This window comes from uncultured Sneathiella sp. (assembly GCF_963973085.1).
Taxonomy (GTDB): Bacteria; Pseudomonadota; Alphaproteobacteria; order Sneathiellales; family Sneathiellaceae; genus Sneathiella.
The window spans coordinates 56,390-77,297 of sequence record NZ_CAXAXA010000006.1; the positions used below are offsets into that span (position 1 = coordinate 56,390).

Annotated in this window: 21 protein-coding genes and 1 pseudogene; 9 read left to right on the forward strand and 13 right to left on the reverse strand. The window is 49.6% G+C overall.

Annotation, left to right across the window (positions count from 1 at the left end; translation table 11 throughout):
- Positions 1 to 123: 123 nt before the first annotated feature.
- From AACZ19_RS14585 to AACZ19_RS14600, 4 genes are all read right to left on the reverse strand, one after another.
- Positions 124 to 813, reverse strand: a complete 690-nt coding sequence (locus AACZ19_RS14585) for a hypothetical protein (RefSeq protein WP_339635208.1) — start codon at positions 811 to 813, stop codon at positions 124 to 126.
- A complete protein-coding gene (locus AACZ19_RS14590) occupies positions 773 to 1,645 on the reverse strand; it encodes a pirin family protein (RefSeq protein ID WP_339635209.1) in 873 nt (290 codons plus the stop codon). Before AACZ19_RS14590 ends, AACZ19_RS14585 begins: the two co-directional genes overlap by 41 nt.
- 32 nt (positions 1,646 to 1,677) lie before the next feature.
- On the reverse strand, positions 1,678 to 2,565 hold the full coding sequence (locus tag AACZ19_RS14595) for a LysR family transcriptional regulator (protein WP_339635210.1): 888 nt from the start codon (positions 2,563 to 2,565) through the stop codon (positions 1,678 to 1,680).
- 89 nt (positions 2,566 to 2,654) lie between these two features.
- Positions 2,655 to 3,320, reverse strand: coding sequence for a trimeric intracellular cation channel family protein (locus AACZ19_RS14600; protein ID WP_339635211.1), 666 nt, complete (start codon positions 3,318 to 3,320; stop codon positions 2,655 to 2,657).
- Between the two features lie 240 nt (positions 3,321 to 3,560).
- Here AACZ19_RS14600 and AACZ19_RS14605 point away from each other — a divergent pair, with 240 nt between their 5' ends.
- From AACZ19_RS14605 to ygiD, 5 genes are all read left to right on the forward strand, one after another.
- Positions 3,561 to 4,211: an NADPH-dependent F420 reductase gene (locus AACZ19_RS14605; RefSeq protein ID WP_339635212.1), complete on the forward strand. Its 651-nt coding sequence runs from the start codon at positions 3,561 to 3,563 to the stop codon at positions 4,209 to 4,211.
- 49 nt (positions 4,212 to 4,260) lie between these two features.
- Positions 4,261 to 4,677 (forward strand): DoxX family protein, encoded by a 417-nt coding sequence (locus AACZ19_RS14610; protein ID WP_339635213.1) that lies wholly within the window; start codon positions 4,261 to 4,263, stop codon positions 4,675 to 4,677.
- Between the two features lie 95 nt (positions 4,678 to 4,772).
- On the forward strand, positions 4,773 to 5,330 hold the full coding sequence (locus AACZ19_RS14615; RefSeq protein ID WP_339635214.1) for an NAD(P)H-dependent oxidoreductase: 558 nt from the start codon (positions 4,773 to 4,775) through the stop codon (positions 5,328 to 5,330).
- Positions 5,331 to 5,347: 17 nt separating this feature from the next.
- Positions 5,348 to 6,304: a glutathione S-transferase family protein gene (locus tag AACZ19_RS14620; protein WP_339635215.1), complete on the forward strand. Its 957-nt coding sequence runs from the start codon at positions 5,348 to 5,350 to the stop codon at positions 6,302 to 6,304.
- Between the two features lie 45 nt (positions 6,305 to 6,349).
- Entirely contained in the window at positions 6,350 to 7,162 is an 813-nt protein-coding gene (gene ygiD / locus AACZ19_RS14625; protein WP_339635216.1) for a 4,5-DOPA dioxygenase extradiol, read from the forward strand.
- 58 nt (positions 7,163 to 7,220) lie between these two features.
- On the opposite strand, the gene AACZ19_RS14630 is transcribed toward ygiD, so the two are convergent.
- From AACZ19_RS14630 to AACZ19_RS14660, 7 genes and pseudogenes are all read right to left on the reverse strand, one after another.
- Positions 7,221 to 8,735, reverse strand: a complete 1,515-nt coding sequence (locus AACZ19_RS14630) for an IS66 family transposase (protein WP_339635217.1) — start codon at positions 8,733 to 8,735, stop codon at positions 7,221 to 7,223.
- 78 nt (positions 8,736 to 8,813) lie between these two features.
- The gene (gene tnpB, locus AACZ19_RS14635; RefSeq protein WP_339635218.1) at positions 8,814 to 9,161 is read right to left on the reverse strand and encodes an IS66 family insertion sequence element accessory protein TnpB; all 348 of its coding nucleotides are present in this window, start codon (positions 9,159 to 9,161) and stop codon (positions 8,814 to 8,816) included.
- Complete coding sequence (locus AACZ19_RS14640) at positions 9,158 to 9,520, reverse strand: transposase (protein WP_339635219.1); 363 nt, start codon at positions 9,518 to 9,520, stop codon at positions 9,158 to 9,160. The genes tnpB and AACZ19_RS14640 overlap by 4 nt, the downstream gene beginning before the upstream one ends.
- 104 nt (positions 9,521 to 9,624) lie before the next feature.
- A complete protein-coding gene (locus tag AACZ19_RS14645; protein ID WP_339635220.1) occupies positions 9,625 to 10,773 on the reverse strand; it encodes a class I SAM-dependent methyltransferase in 1,149 nt (382 codons plus the stop codon).
- A 1-nt stretch (position 10,774) separates the two neighbouring features.
- Positions 10,775 to 11,758, reverse strand: coding sequence for a RelA/SpoT domain-containing protein (locus tag AACZ19_RS14650; RefSeq protein ID WP_339635221.1), 984 nt, complete (start codon positions 11,756 to 11,758; stop codon positions 10,775 to 10,777).
- Positions 11,759 to 11,762: 4 nt separating this feature from the next.
- A pseudogene (locus AACZ19_RS14655) lies at positions 11,763 to 12,764 on the reverse strand (DUF262 domain-containing protein); the annotation flags it as partial.
- A gap of 720 nt (positions 12,765 to 13,484) precedes the next feature.
- A complete protein-coding gene (locus AACZ19_RS14660; RefSeq protein ID WP_339635222.1) occupies positions 13,485 to 14,594 on the reverse strand; it encodes a hypothetical protein in 1,110 nt (369 codons plus the stop codon).
- A gap of 179 nt (positions 14,595 to 14,773) precedes the next feature.
- On the opposite strand from AACZ19_RS14660, the gene AACZ19_RS14665 reads away from it, so the two are divergent.
- Both AACZ19_RS14665 and AACZ19_RS14670 read left to right on the forward strand, forming a co-directional pair.
- Entirely contained in the window at positions 14,774 to 14,953 is a 180-nt protein-coding gene (locus AACZ19_RS14665; protein WP_339635223.1) for a hypothetical protein, read from the forward strand.
- 27 nt (positions 14,954 to 14,980) lie between these two features.
- Positions 14,981 to 15,649: a hypothetical protein gene (locus AACZ19_RS14670; RefSeq protein WP_339635224.1), complete on the forward strand. Its 669-nt coding sequence runs from the start codon at positions 14,981 to 14,983 to the stop codon at positions 15,647 to 15,649.
- 464 nt (positions 15,650 to 16,113) lie between these two features.
- On the opposite strand, the gene AACZ19_RS14675 is transcribed toward AACZ19_RS14670, so the two are convergent.
- Positions 16,114 to 16,548 carry a hypothetical protein gene (locus tag AACZ19_RS14675; RefSeq protein WP_339635225.1) on the reverse strand — a complete coding sequence of 145 codons (435 nt, stop codon included), beginning with the start codon at positions 16,546 to 16,548 and terminating at the stop codon, positions 16,114 to 16,116.
- Between the two features lie 152 nt (positions 16,549 to 16,700).
- Entirely contained in the window at positions 16,701 to 17,519 is an 819-nt protein-coding gene (locus AACZ19_RS14680) for a class II glutamine amidotransferase (protein ID WP_339635226.1), read from the reverse strand.
- Between the two features lie 195 nt (positions 17,520 to 17,714).
- Here AACZ19_RS14680 and AACZ19_RS14685 point away from each other — a divergent pair, with 195 nt between their 5' ends.
- Complete coding sequence (locus tag AACZ19_RS14685; protein ID WP_339635227.1) at positions 17,715 to 19,385, forward strand: NAD-dependent malic enzyme; 1,671 nt, start codon at positions 17,715 to 17,717, stop codon at positions 19,383 to 19,385.
- Between the two features lie 70 nt (positions 19,386 to 19,455).
- Positions 19,456 to 20,877, forward strand: a complete 1,422-nt coding sequence (locus tag AACZ19_RS14690; protein WP_339635228.1) for a glycosyltransferase family 87 protein — start codon at positions 19,456 to 19,458, stop codon at positions 20,875 to 20,877.
- Positions 20,878 to 20,908: the final 31 nt, after the last annotated feature.

Genomic DNA, 20,908 nt, shown 5'->3' on the forward strand with positions numbered 1-20,908 from the left:
CTATACGAAAGGCTTCGCAATACAACTGGGTGCTGGAAGATATCAAGACAAGGTAGTGGCATCGTCAAAACAACTTCCTTTAGATGCAGAAATTCCTCGACTAGAACTTTCAGTCAGCTGAGCTTACAGTTGCCCATTGTTTGGACTCGTTGGCACTGCATTTCTTGAATGACGGAGTCTGTGACGTCGAAGGGTATCCCATGCTTGGCGATACATATTCATATCTTTGGCGGTAAAACTACTATTTTCGCTTAACCATTGATCGCCGAAATCTAATAAACTTTTAGAGATATCTTCAGAAGCATCATGCACCGCAAGAAATGCGTCAAACTCTTCTTTTGATGGTTCATGATATAATACCGGCAACCCTCTAAACTCTTTAGGTGTCAATTCCAGAACGCCGCCACCGTAGAAACGTCCATCTATTTCAGCAAATAATTGTGTAATAGAATTATAGAACGAAAAACAAAGCCCTTTCATCGAATAGTTCTCAAAACAGCTAATTCCATACGCAGTATCTGTTGTGAGGACTTTAGCTTCATTAATACATAAACGCGGGTAATAAAATGAACGCTTGAAGAAAAACCCCTCTGCTATTTTGCCTAGAGGAACTTTGTACCAATCCTGTCGCTGCCTACATTTGTATCGTTTATTAATTCCTAGTGATTCTCCATATTCTATATACTTTTGGTAAGCGTCCGGCCTCCCCCACCTTCCAGAATGTGTAACCGTCAGACTGGCATCGCGGTTAAAGGCTGGACCGTCACTATCTTCAGTCCTCCGGAAAGGGAACAAATTCGAGATTGTCCGCATCTGGCAGTTTCATGCGCCCTGCCTTCCAGTCTTCTTTTGCCTGTTCCAGCCGCTCCTTACTGGACGATACAAAGTTCCAGAGAAGGTAGCGTTGGCCGAGGGGCTCTCCACCAAGCACCATCACGATTGACGGCTGACACGCGACAACATCCGCTAACCGCCCTTCGTTCAGAACTGCCATCTGACCAGCGCTTAAAAAAGTGCTTCCGATCTCTACCTTACCTCGCGCGCAGTAAATAGCCCGCTCTGGATAGGCAGTGGTCAGGCTTCGGCGAGCATCAGCATCCATTTCCCAGTGCTGGTAAAATAAGGGCGAGTGCACATGCACACCGGATTTGAGCCCTTCTGCTTCGCCTGCGATCAGTCTCCCCTTGACGCCCGCTTCTTCCCATTCAGGAAGATCAGCACCCGCATGATGGTGGAACGACGGGGTAATTTCCTCACATTCAGTGGGCAACGCGACCCAGGCCTGAATGCCGTGAATGTTTGCACCGTGCGTGCGTGCATACTCCAGGCGCTCGCTATGAGTGATGCCGCTACCCGCGACCATCCAGTTGACCTCACCCGGCCTGATCTCCTGCTCGAAACCAAGACTATCGCGGTGGGTTATTTGACCGGAATAGAGATAAGTAACTGTCGAAAGGCCGATATGCGGGTGGGGCAGGACATCCAGTTCTCTTGGAATACCCGTTGCCAATTCCAGGGGACCTAAATGATCGAAAAAGATAAACGGGCCGACCATGCGACGTGCGCGGAAGGGAAGAACGCGCCCGACCTCGAAGCCTCCCCCCAGATCATGAATGCGCTTGTTTATTATGCGTTCAATCGTCATACCCTCTCCCTCACGTCAAATAGTAGAAGTAATTAGTACCGGTCCCATTCCGGAGATGAACCGAAAGACTTCACAGAGAAGTCCACGAAGGCGCGGACTTTTGCCGCAAGATGACGACTATGGGCATACACTGCGTATACCCCCAGGTTGGAACCTTCATATTCTTCGAGCAGAATTTTCAGGCGGCCCTCACGGATATCTGGCCCGACCGCGAATGTCGGTATCAGGGCGATACCCACATCGGCCAAAAGCATTCTGCGCACGGATTCTGCATTGTTTACGGTGAAACGTCCGTCAACGTTTATCGTTTTATGGCCACCGTCTTCGTTGAACTGCCAGAGCGAACCGCTTCGAAAGTTCGTGTCGACAATACAACAATGCTCAAGCAAATCGTCAGGCCGCTGCGGCGCGCCGTGGCGCTTGAGATATTCAGGCGAAGCGCACACCACGATACGTGCCGGTGCAAGGCGGCGTGCGATGAGTGACGAATCCGCAAGTTCGGCTATGCGGATTGCAACATCCACCCCTTCTTCCACGAGATTCACCAGACGGTCAGTAAGGCGGAAGTCGATCCGGACTTCCTGATGCTGCGCCAGAAACTGCGCCATAGCATCCGTCAGGTACATCTCTCCAAATGTGACCGGAGCAGAGACGATCAATGTCCCGCGCGGCGCTGCGTCGCGGTCCTGCACGGTCGCTTCAAGCTCGTCAAAATCATCAAGCAGTTGCTGGCAGCGCTCGAAATATACGGCGCCGATTTCGGTCAGTGTAAGCGAACGCGTTGTACGGTTAAGCAACCGGACGCCGAGCTGGTCTTCGAGTTGGCCGACATACTTACTGACGAGAGCGGTGGACATATCCCGCCGCTTTGCCGCCGACGTAAAGGAGCCCTCCTTTACCACGGCTACGAATGTCCGCATTCCGTCAATCGTGTCCATTTTTACCTGTTATTCTTCGAAAAGCATGATGCTCCGAAAGCGAACCCGGCACGTCTGCCTGCGTAAAATCACTACCCATTTTCGCCTCCGGCTGTTTCGCTGCTTGCCTTTGCCGGTCTGCGATATCCGGGCAGCGACCAGTTAAACCTTATCGCTAGTCCGCGCACCGCGAAGGTGACACAGACACCGATGACGGCGGGATTCAGCCAGGGAAGAGAGAGCGCGTCGAAAACCACATAGGCGCACGCGCCAAGCGCTGCGGCCGTGACATAGATGTCACGGCGCAAAATCACCGAGCGTTCCTGTCCGACAAGGTCGCGGATGATTCCCCCTACAGAACCGGTGACGACGCCCATAACGATAGCGACCAAAGCGCCGGTTCCGTTATCGAGGCCTTTGGCCGTACCTGCGATGGTAACGAGTGCAAGACCAAGCGCATCGAACCACAGCACGAGTGTTCTTCGGGATTCTATCCAGGGAGCCGCCAGATACACGATGACGGCCGTCAGAAGGCAGGCCGTCAGGTGCACCGGATTGACGACCCAGAACACCGGCACATCGAGAACCAGATCGCGAACAGTTCCTCCGCCAACGCCGGTGAGCACCGCCAGCCACATAAAGCCCAGAACATCCAGCCCTTTTCGTGAGGCGACAAGAGCGCCCGATGCCGCAAAGGCGACCGCCGCGAACATGTCAGCGAACGGCGCAAGGACCTCAAACAATTCAAACCCGATCATATTCACCTGCTCCTGATTTCGGCCAATCCGTCCCTTAAACCCAGTGAGATCGCTCGAACGCGGGACATCGCCGTGTGCGAATCGTACTGACGGCCTGTCGTCTAATTATCAATATATCATTTATAATCATTCTACAACAGTTGGCTTTATCAACATTACATAAATCCATATCCTGAAAGTAGAGGCGGTTCTCGAACGGGTCGCCACAAACAAACACGAACGGAAAAAGGAGTTAGAGCTATGAATATTGCGATTATCGGAACAGGAAATGTCGGCACGGGACTGGCGAAAGTCCTGTCGAAGACACGGCATGGCGTGGTTTTCGGCGCGCGCACCGAAGATAAAGGTCACGCCGCAGCAGACGCCTTTGTCAAAGAGTATGGCGGCAATGTTCGCGGTAGCGACGTTGCCGGTGCTGTCCGCGATGCGGACGTTGTCATTCTTGCCGTTCCTTACGCAGAGACTGCCGACGTGATCGCTATTGCCGGAAGCCTCTCCGGAAAAATCGTAATCGATGCGACCAATCCGTTGACGGAAGACTTTTCCGGACTGACGCTCGGCTTCGAAAGCTCCGCCGCTGAAGAGATTCAAAAGCGCGTGGCGGGCGCGCCCGCGGTGAAGGCGTTCAATACGGTATTCGCGCAAATCTACGCGGAAGGCCCCCGCTTCAGCGAACGCCCGGTCCAGGTGTTTTATGCCGGCGACGACGACGCGGCCAAGAAAGTGGTTTCCGAAATAATCAACGCCGCCGGATTCGATGCCGTCGATGCAGGCCCGCTTAAAAATGCGCGCTATCTGGAGCCGCTGGCGGCACTGAACATCCAACTTGGCTACAGCCTTGGACGGGGTACGCAAATCGCGCCCGCATGGATTGAGCGCGAAGCGGCGTAGTGATCCGCTCCTGCTTCAATTCGCACACTATTAACAAAGGAGAACGACCATGATTGACGAAAAAACCGCTCCGTACGCTGCACTTTTATTGCGCGTTTCCTTGGGAGTATTGTTCCTGGCGCACGGATTACTTAAAGTACTTGTATTTACCCCTTCGGGCACGGTAGGCTTCTTCGAGTCCCTCGGGCTACCGGGGTTCCTTGCCTACCTGACGATGATCGCGGAAGTCGGAGGCGGCGCGGCGCTGATCCTCGGCGTGTATACGCGTCTGGTCTCGCTGGCCCTCGTCCCTGTCTTGATCGGCTCGATCATCTTCGCACACGCCGATACAGGCTGGCTGTTTTCGAATGAAGGCGGCGGCTGGGAGTTTCCCGCTTTCTGGGCGGTGGCGATGGTTGTCCAGGCCCTTCTGGGTGACGGCCCTTATGCCCTGAATCCGAAGACACTTATCTCTCGGGACTCCTGAACCGCGTTGGTGAAGCCCCGTGATGAATCCGACTATGGCGGGTTCGCGGGGGTTCCGACGCAAAAACGCAACTGATCGAAGAAAGGAAATGAATCATGAGTAAATTTGAAATCGCCGTAGTCGTTGGCAGTCTGCGCCGCGACTCCTTCAACAAGAAGCTGGCGAAGGCGCTGGCAATGCTTGCGCCGGATGAGATGGAGTTCCGCCCGGTCGAAATCGACGACCTGCCGCTCTACAACCAGGATGACGACGACAATCAGGCGCCTGCCGTGAAGCGGCTGAAATCCGAAATCGAGGCGGCGCATGGCGTGCTGTTCATCACGCCGGAATACAACCGCTCGGTTCCGGGTGTCCTCAAAAACGCCATCGACCATGCCTCCCGGCCTTACGGGCAGAGTGTGTGGGCGGGCAAACCGGCGGGCGTGATCGGGGTCTCCCTCGGCGCGATTGGCACCGCGCTGGCCCAGCAACATCTTCGCAACACGCTTGCCTATCTGGACATGCCGACGCTCGGACAGCCCGAGGCGTTCATCCAGATCAGCGAGGAATTGTTCGATGCTGACGGCGGGATTGGCGAGGGAAGTCGCAAGTTCCTGCAGGACTGGGTCGATCGCTATGTCGCGTGGGTCAAACAGCACGCGGCTCAATCGTAAAGAGTGGGAGCAAGGCAATGCTTGTAGATGGTAAATGGACCGCCGACTGGGATCCGGTTCAGGCAAAAGATGAGAAGGGCCGTTTCGTTAGGCAGGTCTCCAGCTTTCGCCATTGGGTAACGCCCAATGGCGAGGCTAGCCCCACGGGGAGCGAAGGCTTCAAGGCCGCGCCAGGACGCTACCACCTATATGTCGCCCTGATCTGCCCGTGGGCATCGCGCACTCTGATGGCGCGCAAGTTGAAAAAGCTCGACGACGTAATCAGCGTGACAGTCGTCGAGCCAGCCCTGACCGATCAGGGATGGCGGTTCGGCGACTTTCCGGGCTCAGGGCCGGATACGTTGAACGGCGCGACATATCTGCATGAACTCTATACCCGCGCCGATCCGGGCTATACCGGCCGCGCCACGGTCCCGGTCCTCTGGGACAAGAAACGGAAGACCATCGTCAACAACGAGTCGAGCGACATCCTGCGCATGCTGAATTCGGCGTTCGACACTTTCGGCGACGCGACTGTCGATCTCTATCCGCAAGCATGCCGTGCGGAAATCGACGCGCTGAACAAGGAGATATACGAGAAGCTTAGCAACGGCGTCTATAAAGCTGGCTTCGCGTCCAGCCAAGCGGCCTATGAGGAAGCGGTAACGGACGTCTTCGCGATGCTGGACACCCTTGAAGGCCGCCTGTCGGATGGTCGCGCCTTCCTCTTCGGCGATGACCTGACGGAGTCCGATATCCGGCTGTTTGTCACGCTGGTCCGTTTCGATGCAGCCTATCACGGCCTGTTCAAGTGCAACATCCGGCAGCTTGCCGACTATCCCGCAATGTCGGCCTATGTCGAGCGGATTTACACGCTTCCAGGAATCTCCGAGACGGTCAATCTCGACCACATCAAGACGGGATATTACTCGATCAGGGCGCTCAACCCGTCGGGCATCGTGCCGGTCGGCCCGAAACTCCGTTTCGCTCCGTAAGGAGGCGATGGGGATTAAATCTAACGAATAAAGGAGTGTCGATGGATGTCGAAATCGCGAGAAACCAGATCGGAAAGAAGGCGGATGCCGGTCATCTTCGCCGGGCATGGCTCCCCGATGAACGCCATCGAGGACAACCCCTGGAGTCGGGGGTTCGCCGCGCTGCGCAACGAGGTTCCGCAGCCGAAGGCGATCCTCTCGATCTCGGCACACTGGTTCCTGGACGGAACGTTGCTGACGGCTAACGCCGCGCCAGAGACCATCCACGACTTTTCCGGCTTTCCGCGGGCTCTCTATGAGATTGACTACCCCGCACCGGGCAAGGTCGACCTCGCCAAGCGGGTGCGGAACCTCTTTGGCGACGAACGCGTATCGCTTAACTCGGATTGGGGCCTGGATCACGGGACCTGGAGTGTGTTGCGCTGGATGTACCCCGAGGCCGACGTGCCGGTCATTCAACTCAGCATTGACCGCCGAATGGACGTGCGCGGGCACTTCGAACTCGCGCGTTCGTTGGCGGACCTACGCGAGGAAGGCGTGCTGATTTTCACCAGCGGCAACATCGTGCACAACCTCCGCGACGCGTTTTCGCGGATGAGAGCGAATAACACCCAAACTCCGGATTGGGCGCAGAGATTCGACGAGACGGTGAAGGCCATGCTCACTCATCGCGACACCGATGCGCTGCTGACGGCTTGGACCGATGCCGACGACGGGCGTCTAGCCCACCCGACGCCGGACCACTGGTTACCTTTGATTTACGCCTACGGCGCAACCGACGGCCGTGACCAAGCCCATTTCCCAAACGAGGGCTTCGATTGGGGTTCGATCTCAATGAGAAACGTGGTGCTGGGGTGATCTGACAGTGACCGTCCGGCGAACAACCTCTCGACGGTCTGACGATACTACATTACGCTCAAACCTGAGCGTAATGCCAAGGCAACAGTTCATCAACACGATTGATCTTATGATCGGCAATTCTGGTCAGGACATCGGTTAACCAAGCTTGTGGATCAACGCCGTTTAGTTTGGCCGTTTCGATTAGCGTATAGGCGATGGCAGCCGACTTGCCACCACGCTCTGATCCCATGAACAGATAGTTTTTGCGCCCAAGGGCTATCGGTCTCATGGATCTTTCAGCGGCGTTGTTATCAAGTTCTAAAAATCCATGATCCAGCCAGGGCCGCAGCTTCTTCATGCGGGTCAGAGCATAGCGTATGGCCATGGCAAGCGGAGACTTGCCGGATATTCGGGTCAGTTGCGCGTGCAGCCATACCTCCAGGTCATCAAACTCGGGTTTTGACTGGCTCTGTCGGGCCTTCCATCGTTCATCCGGGGGCTTTCCCCGAACATCTTTCTCGATGCCATAAAGTTTGGCAATACGTTTTATGGCTTCCTCAGCGATGGCTGAACCTTGAGATTTATGCACATCAACGAACTTGCGCCGGATGTGGGCCATGCAGGCAACTTCTGTTATTTTGCCGGTTCTGTAGAGGTCATTGAACCCCGCATAGCCGTCGGCATGCATAAACCCTTCATAATCGAGAAGTTGTTTGTTGGGTCGTTCGCCTTTTCGGTCTTTGGAGAACTGATACCATGAAGCAGGAGGCGCTTCTCCGGCCCAGGGTCGGTCGTCACGCGCGTAGGCCCAAAGCCGGGCTGTTTTTGTTTTACCAGCGCCTGGTGACAACATATTGACCGGCGTATCATCGGCAAAGATCGATTGACCGTTAAGAACGTGCTTCCTGATGGCATCAGCCATGGGTTCCAGAAGGGCTGTTGATTGGCCAACCCAATCAGCCAACGTCGAGCGCGACAAGTCCAGGCCCTCACGCTCAAAAATCTGGCTTTGCCGATAGAGGGGAAGGTGATCGGCATACTTTGAGACCAAAACATGAGCCAACAGCCCCGGACCCGGGCGACCGCGTTCAATCGGGCGAGATGGTAAAGCGGCCTGTTGAATGCTCTCACAACAGGCGCAGGCCATACGGGGGCGCACAATCCGGTTAACAACAAACCGTCCCGGCACATATTCGAGTTCTTCAGTGACATCTTCGCCAAGGGTTTTGAAGGAGCCGCCACACTTGTTGCAGTTCTCTCCTGGCGACAGAACCTCTTCATGACGCGGCAGGTGATCCGGCAGTGGTTTACGCTTGGGCTGGGCCTTCGGTTCTGTCTCAGGCTCCGACGGGGCGTCATCTTGAGTTTTGACAGTCTCAGCTGCCTGAGCCACTTCTTCTTCCTCAAGGGTTAACTGCAACTGATCGAGAGCCTCGGAACTTGCGCCGAAACGATGCCGACGCATACCTGCCAACTGGTGTTTGAGCTTCTCGATCAACAGCGCCTGGGACTTAACCTCGGAGGCCAAAGTGCCGACCAGTTGCTTCAGTTCGTCCGGTTCATCGGGGAGATTTAAGGGGCTGTCTAACATTGCCATTGTATAGCGGAACAGACAGGTAATGGGAATCCATGGCAGGCAAATAAATGCCGATTTAATGAGATAATTGTATCACCCGGCCGTCAGTGGCCGCCACGTTCTCTCAGGCGCTCGCCAGTCTATGCCTTCAAGCAACATCGACAGTTGCGCCGGGCTTAATATCAGTTTGCCACCGGCACTTGAAGGCCAGACGAAGCGCCCGCGTTCCAGTCTTTTGCTGAACAAACAGGACCCCTGGCCGTCATACCAGATCACCTTGATCAGATCGCCCCGGCGACCGCGAAAGATAAACAAATGACCGGAGTACGGGTCTTGCCCCAAAACCTTCTCGGCCAGTGATGACAATCCCGCAAAGCCTTTGCGCATGTCGGTCACGCCGGCGCACAACCAGATCTTCGTTTGCGATGGAACCGGGATCATTCAGAAAGACCACGGGCTAAACGGACAACAGTATCTGTATCAAAGGCACCACTGATCTCCAGGTGGTGGCCGTTTGCCAAAACTATCTTTATCAAACCCGGTTCGGCCGTGTGTTCCTGAGCCGGTTCAGTCGTTGGCAAACGGGTTGCGACCTCAACAGGCAGGAAGCTCATTACCTTCGGTTCATCGTCACCGCCAGAATTATACCGGGGGTCTCTTATCCATTTGAAGACCATGTTGGTATTTAAATCATAGCGATGCGCAACCTCGGGAACCGATACACCCGGCACCCTGGTCTGGGCAACAATCCTGATCTTCTCCGCATCGCTCCATTTACGCCGTTTGCGTCTCTCTGCCATTGCTTAGCGTCCGCTTAAGTTAAGCGGACACCTGTTGCCCGCTTAGTCGATGCAGAATCGCAGACCAGAGGATCAGATGTAAGGGGTAGGAGGCCGGACGCTAACTACTTTTGAGCATTCGCGTCTTTACTAACACTGTCGACTGGATCAAAATACAAAAAGTTCGTAGGCAAGTTTTTTGCTGAAAGGTCACACATCTCTTCCTGGGAAAAAATAGGCCGTTTGGTGAGATAACTCCCCTTTTTTAAGACTGGTTTTACCCAATTGGATAAACCATACTTACGAGTATCGTTCTCGGTTAGGATAAAAAAATCATTAGCTGCTGTGACTAATCCAGGCGCACTCGTACAAAAGTCCCCTATTTTTTGAAAATTTTCTCGTATTTCTTTTAGAGAACTTGTGGTTTTTCTTGGGAGAAGAAACGACACTAACTCCAGCGACATATCATTTGAAGAGTGTGTTTCCAGTTTGTGTTGAGAAATGGCGTCAAGATTCTCCAAATCGGTTGCTCTACAAATACGAATACCCTTGGCACCTCTATTCTTCTTTTGTGCAATGACAATAACTGCGTCTTGGTCAATGCTTTTGAACGCTTTCTCATCTGGTACGTATATGTCAACTTGTTCAAATCTAGAAAAAATTTCTGAAATTAGTTTTTTTCCATAGCCAACGTTAATCAATTCGTATGGTAGCACTAATGCTAGGATTCCTTTTGCAGCTAGTAGCATTTCTGACGCGACGACAAATGCGGCCCAAGCATTTTGCATGTATTTCAGATTGTAGTTTGCTTCCTTACTAAGATCGACCAATTTTTCTTTAAAATTCTTCGAAAAATTATGCTTACGGATAAACGGGGGGTTGCCGATTATTAAGTCGTAATCTGCATTATTATTTGCAGAAACAAAATCAAGAAAATCTGAAGAGACGAAAGATAAACTTGTAGATTTTTCTTTTCTATAAAACTTTGAGAGCTTTTGAATAACGACATCGTCAATGTCTACCGCAGTTATATTATCGAAACACATTTCATGCTCAAGTAAAGCTTCTATGAAAGAACCATCACCCACGCTTGGTTCAAGAATCTTCAAGTTTTTTACTTCACATAATGGAAGAGCCTTAGCCACCAAAGCTTTTGCAATAGGATAAGGAGTATAAACAGCCCCAGTAAACCTAATCTCGGCTTCTGTTTCCAACTTACTAAGCATGGCCACATTAGAGTTAAGTGGCTGCGTGTAGGCATTAGTATCTGACATGCTACGAAATATGTTCTAAAAAGGTGACGCCTTCAAGATTTTCATCTTTAAGTTCATCGTATAAGCGGGTTTCTTCAGGAATAATGATGGAAGGGAAGTTCCGTTTCGGTTTAGGTGTCAGCCCTGCCACAAATTTCGCTGTAGCCTGATTAAATAAGGCGACTAAGACAATTGAATATATCGATAGGTTTGTAGTTTTGTAACCCCGCTCTAATTTAGTTTCCTCATCCAGTAAAATTTCGAGTTCACAAAGTTTTACTTTAGAAGTTTTAAGTACCCGATCAATTTCTCTAGCTAATCGCTTCATATCTTCCGGAAGAGCAATATTGTGTTGCTTGCCAAATTTGCTTTCAACAAATTCAATTGTCTTGACGATAATGTCGTACTTTGGATTACGTTTATTAAGAGGTTGCGACTTAGAAATATTGTCCATCTCTAAAATTGTCATATCAGCATTATCTAAAATAGCTTTAATTTGTGCAGACAACCTTTCTTTTGACCAGCTTAACTCTTTTCCTTTATAGGAAAAATCATGCGTAGCAACCGACCAAGCGTGTTCAAGAAAAGTTTTTATTTGAACTTCAAATTTTAAGCCATTGTCGCTCTTTTGTACGACGCTTTCTTTTAAGGAGCAATAGTAACGAATCCCGTCAAAATTAAACTCTGTTGGTCGATAATAGATAGTATCACCTGGTTTTTTCTCTATTATTTTGAATATATCTTCGACAAGCGATTGCGCATCTTTTATCAGAGTAAGATTGGGCACTACAATCGTACAGGCATAAAAGTCATCGATCTCATATCTATCATATCTACCAGTCAGGATTTTGAGAGCATACGATTCCACCGACTTTAATCGGTCTGTGAAATACCACTTCCTGCTTTCACACGCATTTTGCAGTAACTCTTTAACTTGCAGTGAAAACTCTTCATACAATTGACGGTACGCGTCATGGTTTTTTCTTATCGTCTGTTCAATTTTCATGACATTAATTGAAAAACGCTTTTTTCAAAGCTTCGTGACGGTTACGCCTTGAATCTTCTTCTGTTCCTGCACCTGTGCTGTTCGCGTGATATTTAACCTGCTCAGGTGTGTAACTTGTTGTATCTCTGTTATTCTTAATATCATCATATAGTGAATCAATAGAAGTTATAAAGCTGTCATATTTTTCCGCCAGGTCTTTGGAAGCAAGGTCTAATAAATCTGCTTCAAATGCAAGTAGGCACCACAATGAGTAGAGATCGGTGAACAGTCTTTTTTTATGATTAGTGATACATTTGTTGCGGCTTTCCATTTTAAAAACTTTATTTCTAACGCTTTCAAAGTGACTTTCAAAGTGCGCAATATCTTCTTGAGTGGTATCCGCAAACTGTCCTTCACCCTCATCTTCTTCGTAATTTTTTGCGGCTTCATCTTCAGGTATCTCGGTCAAGGAAAAATCATATTTTGCGTACAGTTCATCAATGCGCCACTGAGGAAACCCAACAAATTTTTGTTCTAGAATGGATAGCATGAGTATGGATATAAACTCTACATCCTTCATACGTGCGTTTCTTGTACGACTTGAAACACCGATATCTTTCCAAAACTCCTGCTCTTCAACTTCCTTTTCGGCTCTATTAATAAACCAACCGTCAAATCGAGCGTGTCGGAGTTCTTGCTCTTTTAATGTTTTTTGGTTTTTATTTACGCGTTGAAATACTTCGCTCCAATCCACTTCAGTATCAGAACGAATTTGTTCCACCATGAAAATATAATTGTAAAAATTACTCTTTTGGTCATCTGCTAAGTCATTAAACTTCAATCCACGTAGCGAAGCTATTCCAAATTTAGTTTTGGAAAGCCTAATTTTCCCACTATGAAAATCCAATACCGTTTTTAGGCGCTGCTTACCGTCCACGACATTGTAAATTGGTCCTTTCGCAGAATTCTCTTTTTGAAGGTATATCGCAGGACAAGGATAATTATTAAAGATTGTGTCGAGAAATTCTTGCTTGTCCTTGAAGGTTCACACACTTCTTCGTTGATACGGAGGGTCTAGTTCCAAACGCTCCTGTTGTTTCATATCAATGAACCACGATAAATCTTGCTGATTAGGGCTGCGTTGAAAACTCATTTCTTACCACCTAAAACATATTGATGAAGTTATGTATCATTATGTTAAATTAGATAGTTAATCAATCTAAACTAGTCACTCAACAGTACACTTATTACTAAGTTTTTACATGTTGGGAATGGGAAGGTCCGAATATGGGTATTGTCACATTAACTTGCGATGGTCGCAGATAAACCTCAGTGAAAATATTTAAGCAGCGGCGCTTGCGGTTGCCCAAACGCCAATTGTTTTACGCGACATTGCTTGAAGTGAGATCGATTGATTAGGTGACGTTGGACGTAAAAGCTACAGTAAGTGACTGACTGGAAATTGAGGAATATCTGACCTAGTTCAGAAAATTGAAGCCTTCATCGAGCACTATAATCACCACAGATATCATAAGAGTTTGAAACACCAATGCTTGCTGACGTATACTTCAGGCGTGGTCAAACCATTCTAAATCAACGAGAAAGGATCAAAAAAAGAGAATGGAAAAACGGAATTTGCAAAACCGTCACATAATATCAACAACAAGATGAGCCAAAGTCTCTCGTAAACCAGATCGATATCTGTCTCATATACCCTGAACACCAACAGTTAAATTGGATTTAGTTTTTAGCTATCAATACGGCTTAATTCTGCTTCACTGATAAAGTCTAAAATTTCTTCTCTTTTGACAAACCTAGGGATGTGCAAGAAGGGTGAAGAAGCATCGTCTCTCTGTTGTAATTTACCTACAGCGTAACAATGCCTGGGATGTATCAGTTCATTCTGGTTAATATGTGATTGTACACTTAGAGCCGCACAATTGTTCTCCTGACCCATTTTTAACTTTCGCCATTCGTCAGTATTGCCTGCCATGACTCTCATCCGAGGGTATATATCTTTTGAATGACCAACCAGCCAGAAGGATTTATTTAAAAAGAAGCCCACTCCTTGAAATCTAGAATATTCGTCTTGCCCAGCATTTTTCGATTTCAATTCGAACACTGTGCCGTAAGCTCTTAATTTGATTGTGAGTGGCTCGAGAACGTATTTATATTGATTGTCTTGCTCTACAAACGCTTTCCGATAAATGGTATACCGTCCTTCAATATATGTCCCGCTTCTCTTTGCATCAGAAGGTGACAAAAAATTGCCAGCCTGATCCGTTTTTATTATTGGGCGATTGTATACACCATCATAAGTAACAGGTGTATCTGGTGGATTTCTCTCCATGAAATCAATAATGATAGCAAGTAATTGATTTATTGACTTTATTTGCCCTGAAACATCAACTTTTGAATGTCTATCGTATTCTATTCTTCTTCTAATCTCATCAACAACAGGATGAGTAACATTCCACGCGAAAGCGTCGTGGCATAGTTTCAATATCATCCTAAACACTGCTCTTTGATGCTTATTCTTTTTTCCTTTAAAATTGACTTTATTCTCTTCTAGGCTTTTTTTTAGATGGTAAAATTTTTTCCCATTGAAAAATTCATAAAAATACTCTTCATCAAAAAAGTCATAGTGGCCTATTTCAACTCTTCTCGACTTAATTCGTTCAAATATTAGGTTGATTACGCTGATAACAGAAGTAGAATATTGGGCAAGAATTTTTCGTCTATCGCCCTTGATCGCTCTATATTCTGGTTGATGACCAAAAAGAGCAAAGGATAGATTCACTATAAGATATTCAGGATCTCCTTTATCAATAGGAAGCATGTTTGATTTGTTGTTCATAATTTATATCTTTATGATAAATACCTGATATCATCAATCCTTAGTTGTGAATATACAATGTTATGGCTAGCGATTGTCAAGTGTATAGATACTTGACAATCGCTAGCTTGAGACTTAAATTATGTAGTGTGCTGGATTAGTTTTTCTGGCCCGTAATTTGCCATTAATGGGAGTTTTCTATGGGAGCACCGATTTTGAAGATGGAAAAAGGGGAGAGCTTATCTCACTTTTTAAAACGGGCTATTGCTAAAGTTGAAGATGTTCCTATAGAAGCAGTGACTGCGGAGTATATTAAAAGAAAGAATAAGACTGATATGAAAAAGCAGTCTTCATCTGAAAATCTCACCCCGTCGTTCTAGTGAAAATGAATAATTAAATTCATTTAAGTGAAATACCCGCCAGATAGTCCAAACAAACCCGCCAAAGAGTATCATGGCGAGATTCTACAACTCATACTTCAGCATGGCCAGCTTAGTGCGGCATATCGATGTGCTGTAACTTTTTTGGGTACTTCGAATGTTGCTGTAAAAGAATTCGCGCATGAAGAATTCTTGCAGTATTTGTCAGTTTCGCTTGATTCATCTCTATCCAGCAAGCAAAGGAAGAGTACTATAGAGAAGTCTGATGAGCTGCTAACAGTTACATTCATCAGTTTTTTTGAAAAATTCAACGCTAGAATTGATAGCCTACAAAACGAACTTCATAGATATAAAACAGTCAAAGATAAATATAACGAAAAGGAGAAAATCAGAAACTCACGAGCAGTAGCCGATATAAAACATGAACTAGATGAAATTCGTAAAGAAATCGCGGAAATTCTTTCAAATGAATACTCTTCTCTAGACGATGAAATTAACAGCGCCATCGGAAAAATTGTCTCAGAGTTGTCCAATTTATCCAGTTTAGAAAAAGAAGTTGGTAAAGTTCTAAAAGATTGTGAAGCATATGCAGAGGCTAAAGGGAAAACTACCATAGACAAAATCCGCCTAATCCTCACTATTTCCGGAATATTTATTTCAATAGTCTTGGCTTTCATATTTGGAAAGAATGTCTAATTTTGATAAAAATCCTTGAATAAAGCCATGTTATAAATTTTTCTTGAGATGATACTTCTGTACTGCTTATCCTTGTCTTTTCTTATTTTCTTGAACTCTTCTTTGCGGAATTTGAGGGAAGTCTTTCGATCCCGTCTCTTTGTAACACAGGCTTCAAGAACCTCACCCTCATGATCAATAGCTCTCCATAGGTACGCGAACTGTTTCGTAGCCAACGTCTAACTGCGCGTTGAATGATGTGAGAGGGGGAAGCGATGGCAGGAATCGTAGATCTTTTGCTTCGAAGAAGGCTATTCCAAGGCCGGTTTTTTTCCCGAAATTAGTGTGACAACCCCCTAACTCACTGAAAGATCGCGGTATCTCAATGGTATCAGCTCATCGGCGCGGATGAGTCTATAAAGACCAAATCCTGCCCCCGCAACCAACTTTACAGTCCCATCGTAAGATACAGCTCTTATCTCTTATTATTTATCTGCGACTTCGATGATCTTTCTTGTGATAAACTCTTCTGCTTCCGTGTAATCGGCTGTTGAAAGCACTTCCGCATGGATCTCTTTCAGGGTGGCAACTGCCTCGATCAGACGGGCGACATTGGCATAGGCCGCGTCGTGGGTGACGACCGCGTAATAAAGCCGCCTGATGCCTGCGTCGCGAAGGAGATCCCCGAAATATACCATTTGATCATAAGTCATAACGCTGTCATGGCTATCTCTGTGATTTACAATACAAAAATAGTTGCCGGTAGTGACGGTCTTCAGTGTCTGTCGGATAAAGGGAAGGCGTTCCTCCATCCCGACAGGACCCACCGCTTGGGCGAGATAGATATATTCGCCGAGATATTCCCATATGTCATAGGTGATATTGACGGATGAGTTGGATGATACCTGACGCCACTCCATATTGCTCTCCCGGAACCACTTTCAAAACTACATCGGCAAATTCCAACATAAACTCTACAGTCACGCAAAGTATGTGACAACCTGATACCTTCAGGTTCAGCCTTCCCGGCGCCGGCCACGCGGCGCGCCGGGCTGTCATGAAGTCTGGCTTTTCAGTCTACCTTCGCCAGCATTATCCGATCCACAATCTCACCGCCCTGTACCGCGAGGACGGAGCCGCGGGGGAGGTCTTGCCAGGTGTCGTCGCCTAAAGGGACGCTGGCGAAAATAAGGGCGGCGCTATCGGCATCGGTGGGAGAGGAAAGCTCAAGCCCTGCGGTGCGCAGGTGACGCCGTTCGATCCAGTGAAGGGCGGGCTCAGTGCGGGGGCCGAAAACACCGTGATCGTCGTAACGACGCAGATCCGCATGAACGAAGAGGGCGTCGCCGTCGCTATAGAGGAAATTGAAGGCGCCGAGACTGCGGATTTCTTCCGCCACATAGGCAATCACCTCAAGGCGCCGGGACAGCGCGGGAATCCCGTCATACCAGAGCGGGGCAAGTTGATCGAGAAGATAGCAGAAGGCATGCTCGCTATCTGTCGCCCCCATGGGAGTAAAGCGCGGGCTTATCAGGGGCAGGGCGGTTTTAAAATGCTGAAGGCTGCCGTTATGGGCAAAGACATGGGCCCGTCCATAGGCCTCGCGCTTGAACGGGTGGGTATTCTCATAAATATCCTTTCCCTCTGTTGCATAGCGGACATGGGCAAGGATGGAATGGCTGCTTATCTTGTTTTCCTCGACAAATTTGATCCAGGGGCTATCGAAGGCGGGTTTCGGCTCCTTGATCAGGAGTGTATCGGCATTCTGCTGAAAGCTGATGCCCCAGCCGGATTTGTTGGAATGGCTGAGACCCCCATGCCGGGCAAACTCACGCAACGAATACGTCAGGGATATTGGATCGCGGCTGGAAACCGCAAATAACTCACACATAAGACCCTCGCAATTGCCCGAAATCAGGAAGGATATAAATAACAGTAACGTATTCTCTGTCCGCCACAAAACCCTTTCCCCGCAGCTCTTTTCTTCTCTGCCAGCTTGCGCATCGTAATTTGACGCGGCTATAGTGTTGCCGTGGTGAAACCGGAGGCGGGATAACCTTCCGGCAGGTGTGAGGGGGAGCAAGTAATGAAAGAATTTCCTGCGAACAATCCGGTCGGGATAACGCTTCTGTGCGAACCGATCCTGAACAAGGGCACGGCCTTTACCCTGAAGGAACGCGAGGCGTTCGGGCTGCTCGGCCTGCTGCCGCCGCATATCGAGACGCTGGAGGAGCAAACGGCGCGGGCCTATCAGGCCATCAAGGCGAAAGATACGGACCTGGAGCGGCATATCTATCTGCGCGCCCTTCAGGATGCCAATGAAGTGCTGTATTACAATCTGATCATCGTCCATATCGAGGAGATGATGCCGCTGATCTACACCCCTGTGGTCGGCGAGGCCTGCGAGCAGTTCAGTGAGATTTACCGGCGACCGCGCGGGCTGTTTATTTCCTACCCGCATCGCCATGACATCGACAGCATTCTCGATAACGCCCTCAACGAGACGGTGGAGGCGATTGTCGTCACCGATGGCGAGCGTATTCTCGGCCTTGGCGATCAGGGCGCGGGCGGCATGGGCATTCCCATCGGCAAGCTGGCGCTTTATACGGCGGCGGGTGGCGTCGATCCGGGCGTGACACTGCCCATCATCCTCGATGTGGGGACGAATAATCAGGAACGGCTCGACGATCCGATGTATATCGGCTGGCGCGAGAAACGTATCTCCGGCGATGCCTATTTCGAGTTTGTCGACCAGTTCGTGCAGGCAGTAAAGCGTAAATGGCCGAATGTCCTGCTGCAGTTCGAGGATTTTGCCCAGCCCCATGCGGAACCGTTGCTGGAGAAATACCGCGATGAACTCTGCACCTATAATGATGATATTCAGGGCACGGCGGCGGTCGCGGCGGGCACCTTGCTGGCCGCCTGCAAGCTGCTGAACAAACCGCTGAAAGATCACTATATCGCCTTCCTCGGAGCGGGATCGGCAGGTGCGGGCATTGCCGAGCAATTGATCCGGATCATGATGGATGAAGGCTTGAGCGAGGCGGAGGCACGCGGGCGTATCTATATGGTGGACCGCTATGGCCTGTTGCATAATGACATGGACGGGCTGATGGAATTCCAGCAGCGGTTGGCGCAGGATCACGGCAATGTCGCCGCCTGGTCAAGCGCGAAAGACGGCAGTATCAGCCTCATGGACGTGGTCAAGAACGGTATGCCCGGCATCCTGATCGGGGTGTCCGGTCAGCATGGCCTGTTCACGGAGGAAGTCATCCGTGAAATGGCGAAGAATGCGGAACGACCGATTATCTTCCCGCTCTCCAACCCGACCTCGAAGGCGGAGGCGGAGCCGGAGGATATTCTTAACTGGACCGATGGCCGGGCCCTGATCGGGACGGGTAGTCCGTTCGAACCGGTCACCTACAAGGGCGCGTCGCATCATATCGCCCAGAGCAACAACACCTATATCTTTCCGGGCGTGGGCCTTGGCGTGATCGCCTGTGAGGCGACGCGGGTGACGGATAACATGTTCATGGCCGCCGCCCGGGCGCTTGCCGACATGTCTCCGGCCTTAACCGATCCGGCGGCACCCCTGTTGCCGCCGATTGCCGATATCCGGGCCGTGAGCCGTGCTGTCGCCCGCGCCGTTGCCCGGCAGGCAGTGGCCGACAAGGTGGCACCGGAACTCAGTGACGCCGAGATTGATAAACGGTTGGCCGCCCGCTTCTGGACCCCGGCCTATAAGGAGCTGTCATAAAGTACTTTTGGCAAGAGGAACTGTGCATGTTTTGCCATCAATACCAGATTAGGGGCAGGGGAGTATTTTAATGTCGACCTTTGATACCCGGGGCGGAAAATTCAACCCTTTGGTTTGTCTGTCCCTGATATTGGGAGGCGTGATAATACTTGGATACTTATCGGCTATTATTGGCGGCAGCCTTTCTGACAGCACGCCAATAATGTCATTCCTGCATATTATCACTTTTGACGCCAATGCGGATTCATGGTTTCCTATGTATCAGGCGGCACTTGAAAAAGTAAACAACCCTGAGCAGGGAATTTACCAGACAATTTTCTATGAAAACCAAGTCAAGTTCCAGTATCCGCCGATAAGCCTGCTGCCCTTTATGGTGCTGGTCTGGATGGATATTTCCTGGGGCGGCATTCTTTACTATATGAATCTGATCTCGTTTGCCTCGGTGATCGGGATTGGGGTCTGTGTGTATGTCGTGGCAATCACAACGGCGAAACATTATAATGATCGTGTCGACTACCCGATTGGCGTAAAGAGTGTGCTTTTCCTTCTGCTGCTGATCGGAACATTTTTCTTTTATCCCATCCTGCGGGGGCAGTATCTGGGACAAATCCAGATACTGCTGGACTTGATGATCAGCCTTACATTCGTAGCCTGGCTTATAAACAGCAAGCTAATTGCCGGGATCCTGATTGCCCTGGCGGCGCTTGCGAAACCGCAGTTCGGTCTTCTGCTGATTTGGGCACTACTCAGAAAAGAAGGTCGGTTTTGCGCCGGGATGTTCCTGGTTCTGATCCCGGCGGGAGTCGTCTCCCTCCTTGTTTTCGGCTTTGGGGAACATCTGGATTATCTCTCCGTCCTGTCCTTTATCGGCAAGCACGGTGAAGTTTTTTGGACCAACCAAAGCATGAACGGATTGCTCAACCGCCTGCTGAATGATGTCAGTTCTCTGACGTGGGAATACCACAGCTACGCGCCCTACAACATCTATGTGCATATGGGGACGCTGTTGTCGACCATAGGTTTTCTGCTGTTCGGGCTTTTGTACCGGCCGCAATGGGTCCGCGCCACCCGCGCCGACAATGATCCGACGGTGTCCGCTCTGGACTTGTCGACGATGGTCATTGTGATGACGATTGCCTCACCGATCGCCTGGGAACATCATTACGGTGTACTCTGGCCGGGTATCATCCTTTTGTTGATTGTCGCGATTAATCTTGTCAAAGTAAGTCCGACTTGGACGGCGAAGCTTTGCCTTGTGCTGGTCTCTCTGGGCTATTATCTGGTTGCGAGCTTTCTCCCCTTTGCCGAGCTGGAGTATTTCAGCAAGGCCCCGTTAAATCTTTTGCAGTCCTATCATTTCGTCGGTGGTGTCATTCTGTTGATATCCGTTATCATCCTTCGCAAGCAGATGAAACCGCTCTATGATCCGGCCATGGTGGCGGCAGCACCGCAAGGGGAAAACAGCTACAAACTTGCCCGGAGGAAATCCTGACCGGACACGGGCTTAAAGCAAAACACCATAG

Bases quoted from the DNA above. Each gene is read 5' to 3' on its own strand.
- AACZ19_RS14585 (WP_339635208.1), bottom strand. From the start codon at position 813: ATGCGGACAATCTCGAATTTGTTCCCTTTCCGGAGGACTGAAGATAGT.
- AACZ19_RS14590 (WP_339635209.1), bottom strand. From the start codon at position 1,645: ATGACGATTGAACGCATAATAAACAAGCGCATTCATGATCTGGGGGGA.
- AACZ19_RS14595 (WP_339635210.1), bottom strand. From the start codon at position 2,565: ATGCGGACATTCGTAGCCGTGGTAAAGGAGGGCTCCTTTACGTCGGCG.
- AACZ19_RS14600 (WP_339635211.1), bottom strand. From the start codon at position 3,320: ATGATCGGGTTTGAATTGTTTGAGGTCCTTGCGCCGTTCGCTGACATG.
- AACZ19_RS14605 (WP_339635212.1), top strand. From the start codon at position 3,561: ATGAATATTGCGATTATCGGAACAGGAAATGTCGGCACGGGACTGGCG.
- AACZ19_RS14610 (WP_339635213.1), top strand. From the start codon at position 4,261: ATGATTGACGAAAAAACCGCTCCGTACGCTGCACTTTTATTGCGCGTT.
- AACZ19_RS14615 (WP_339635214.1), top strand. From the start codon at position 4,773: ATGAGTAAATTTGAAATCGCCGTAGTCGTTGGCAGTCTGCGCCGCGAC.
- AACZ19_RS14620 (WP_339635215.1), top strand. From the start codon at position 5,348: ATGCTTGTAGATGGTAAATGGACCGCCGACTGGGATCCGGTTCAGGCA.
- ygiD (WP_339635216.1), top strand. From the start codon at position 6,350: ATGTCGAAATCGCGAGAAACCAGATCGGAAAGAAGGCGGATGCCGGTC.
- AACZ19_RS14630 (WP_339635217.1), bottom strand. From the start codon at position 8,735: ATGTTAGACAGCCCCTTAAATCTCCCCGATGAACCGGACGAACTGAAG.
- tnpB (WP_339635218.1), bottom strand. From the start codon at position 9,161: ATGATCCCGGTTCCATCGCAAACGAAGATCTGGTTGTGCGCCGGCGTG.
- AACZ19_RS14640 (WP_339635219.1), bottom strand. From the start codon at position 9,520: ATGGCAGAGAGACGCAAACGGCGTAAATGGAGCGATGCGGAGAAGATC.
- AACZ19_RS14645 (WP_339635220.1), bottom strand. From the start codon at position 10,773: ATGTCAGATACTAATGCCTACACGCAGCCACTTAACTCTAATGTGGCC.
- AACZ19_RS14650 (WP_339635221.1), bottom strand. From the start codon at position 11,758: ATGAAAATTGAACAGACGATAAGAAAAAACCATGACGCGTACCGTCAA.
- AACZ19_RS14660 (WP_339635222.1), bottom strand. From the start codon at position 14,594: ATGAACAACAAATCAAACATGCTTCCTATTGATAAAGGAGATCCTGAA.
- AACZ19_RS14665 (WP_339635223.1), top strand. From the start codon at position 14,774: ATGGGAGCACCGATTTTGAAGATGGAAAAAGGGGAGAGCTTATCTCAC.
- AACZ19_RS14675 (WP_339635225.1), bottom strand. From the start codon at position 16,548: ATGGAGTGGCGTCAGGTATCATCCAACTCATCCGTCAATATCACCTAT.
- AACZ19_RS14680 (WP_339635226.1), bottom strand. From the start codon at position 17,519: ATGTGTGAGTTATTTGCGGTTTCCAGCCGCGATCCAATATCCCTGACG.
- AACZ19_RS14685 (WP_339635227.1), top strand. From the start codon at position 17,715: ATGAAAGAATTTCCTGCGAACAATCCGGTCGGGATAACGCTTCTGTGC.
- AACZ19_RS14690 (WP_339635228.1), top strand. From the start codon at position 19,456: ATGTCGACCTTTGATACCCGGGGCGGAAAATTCAACCCTTTGGTTTGT.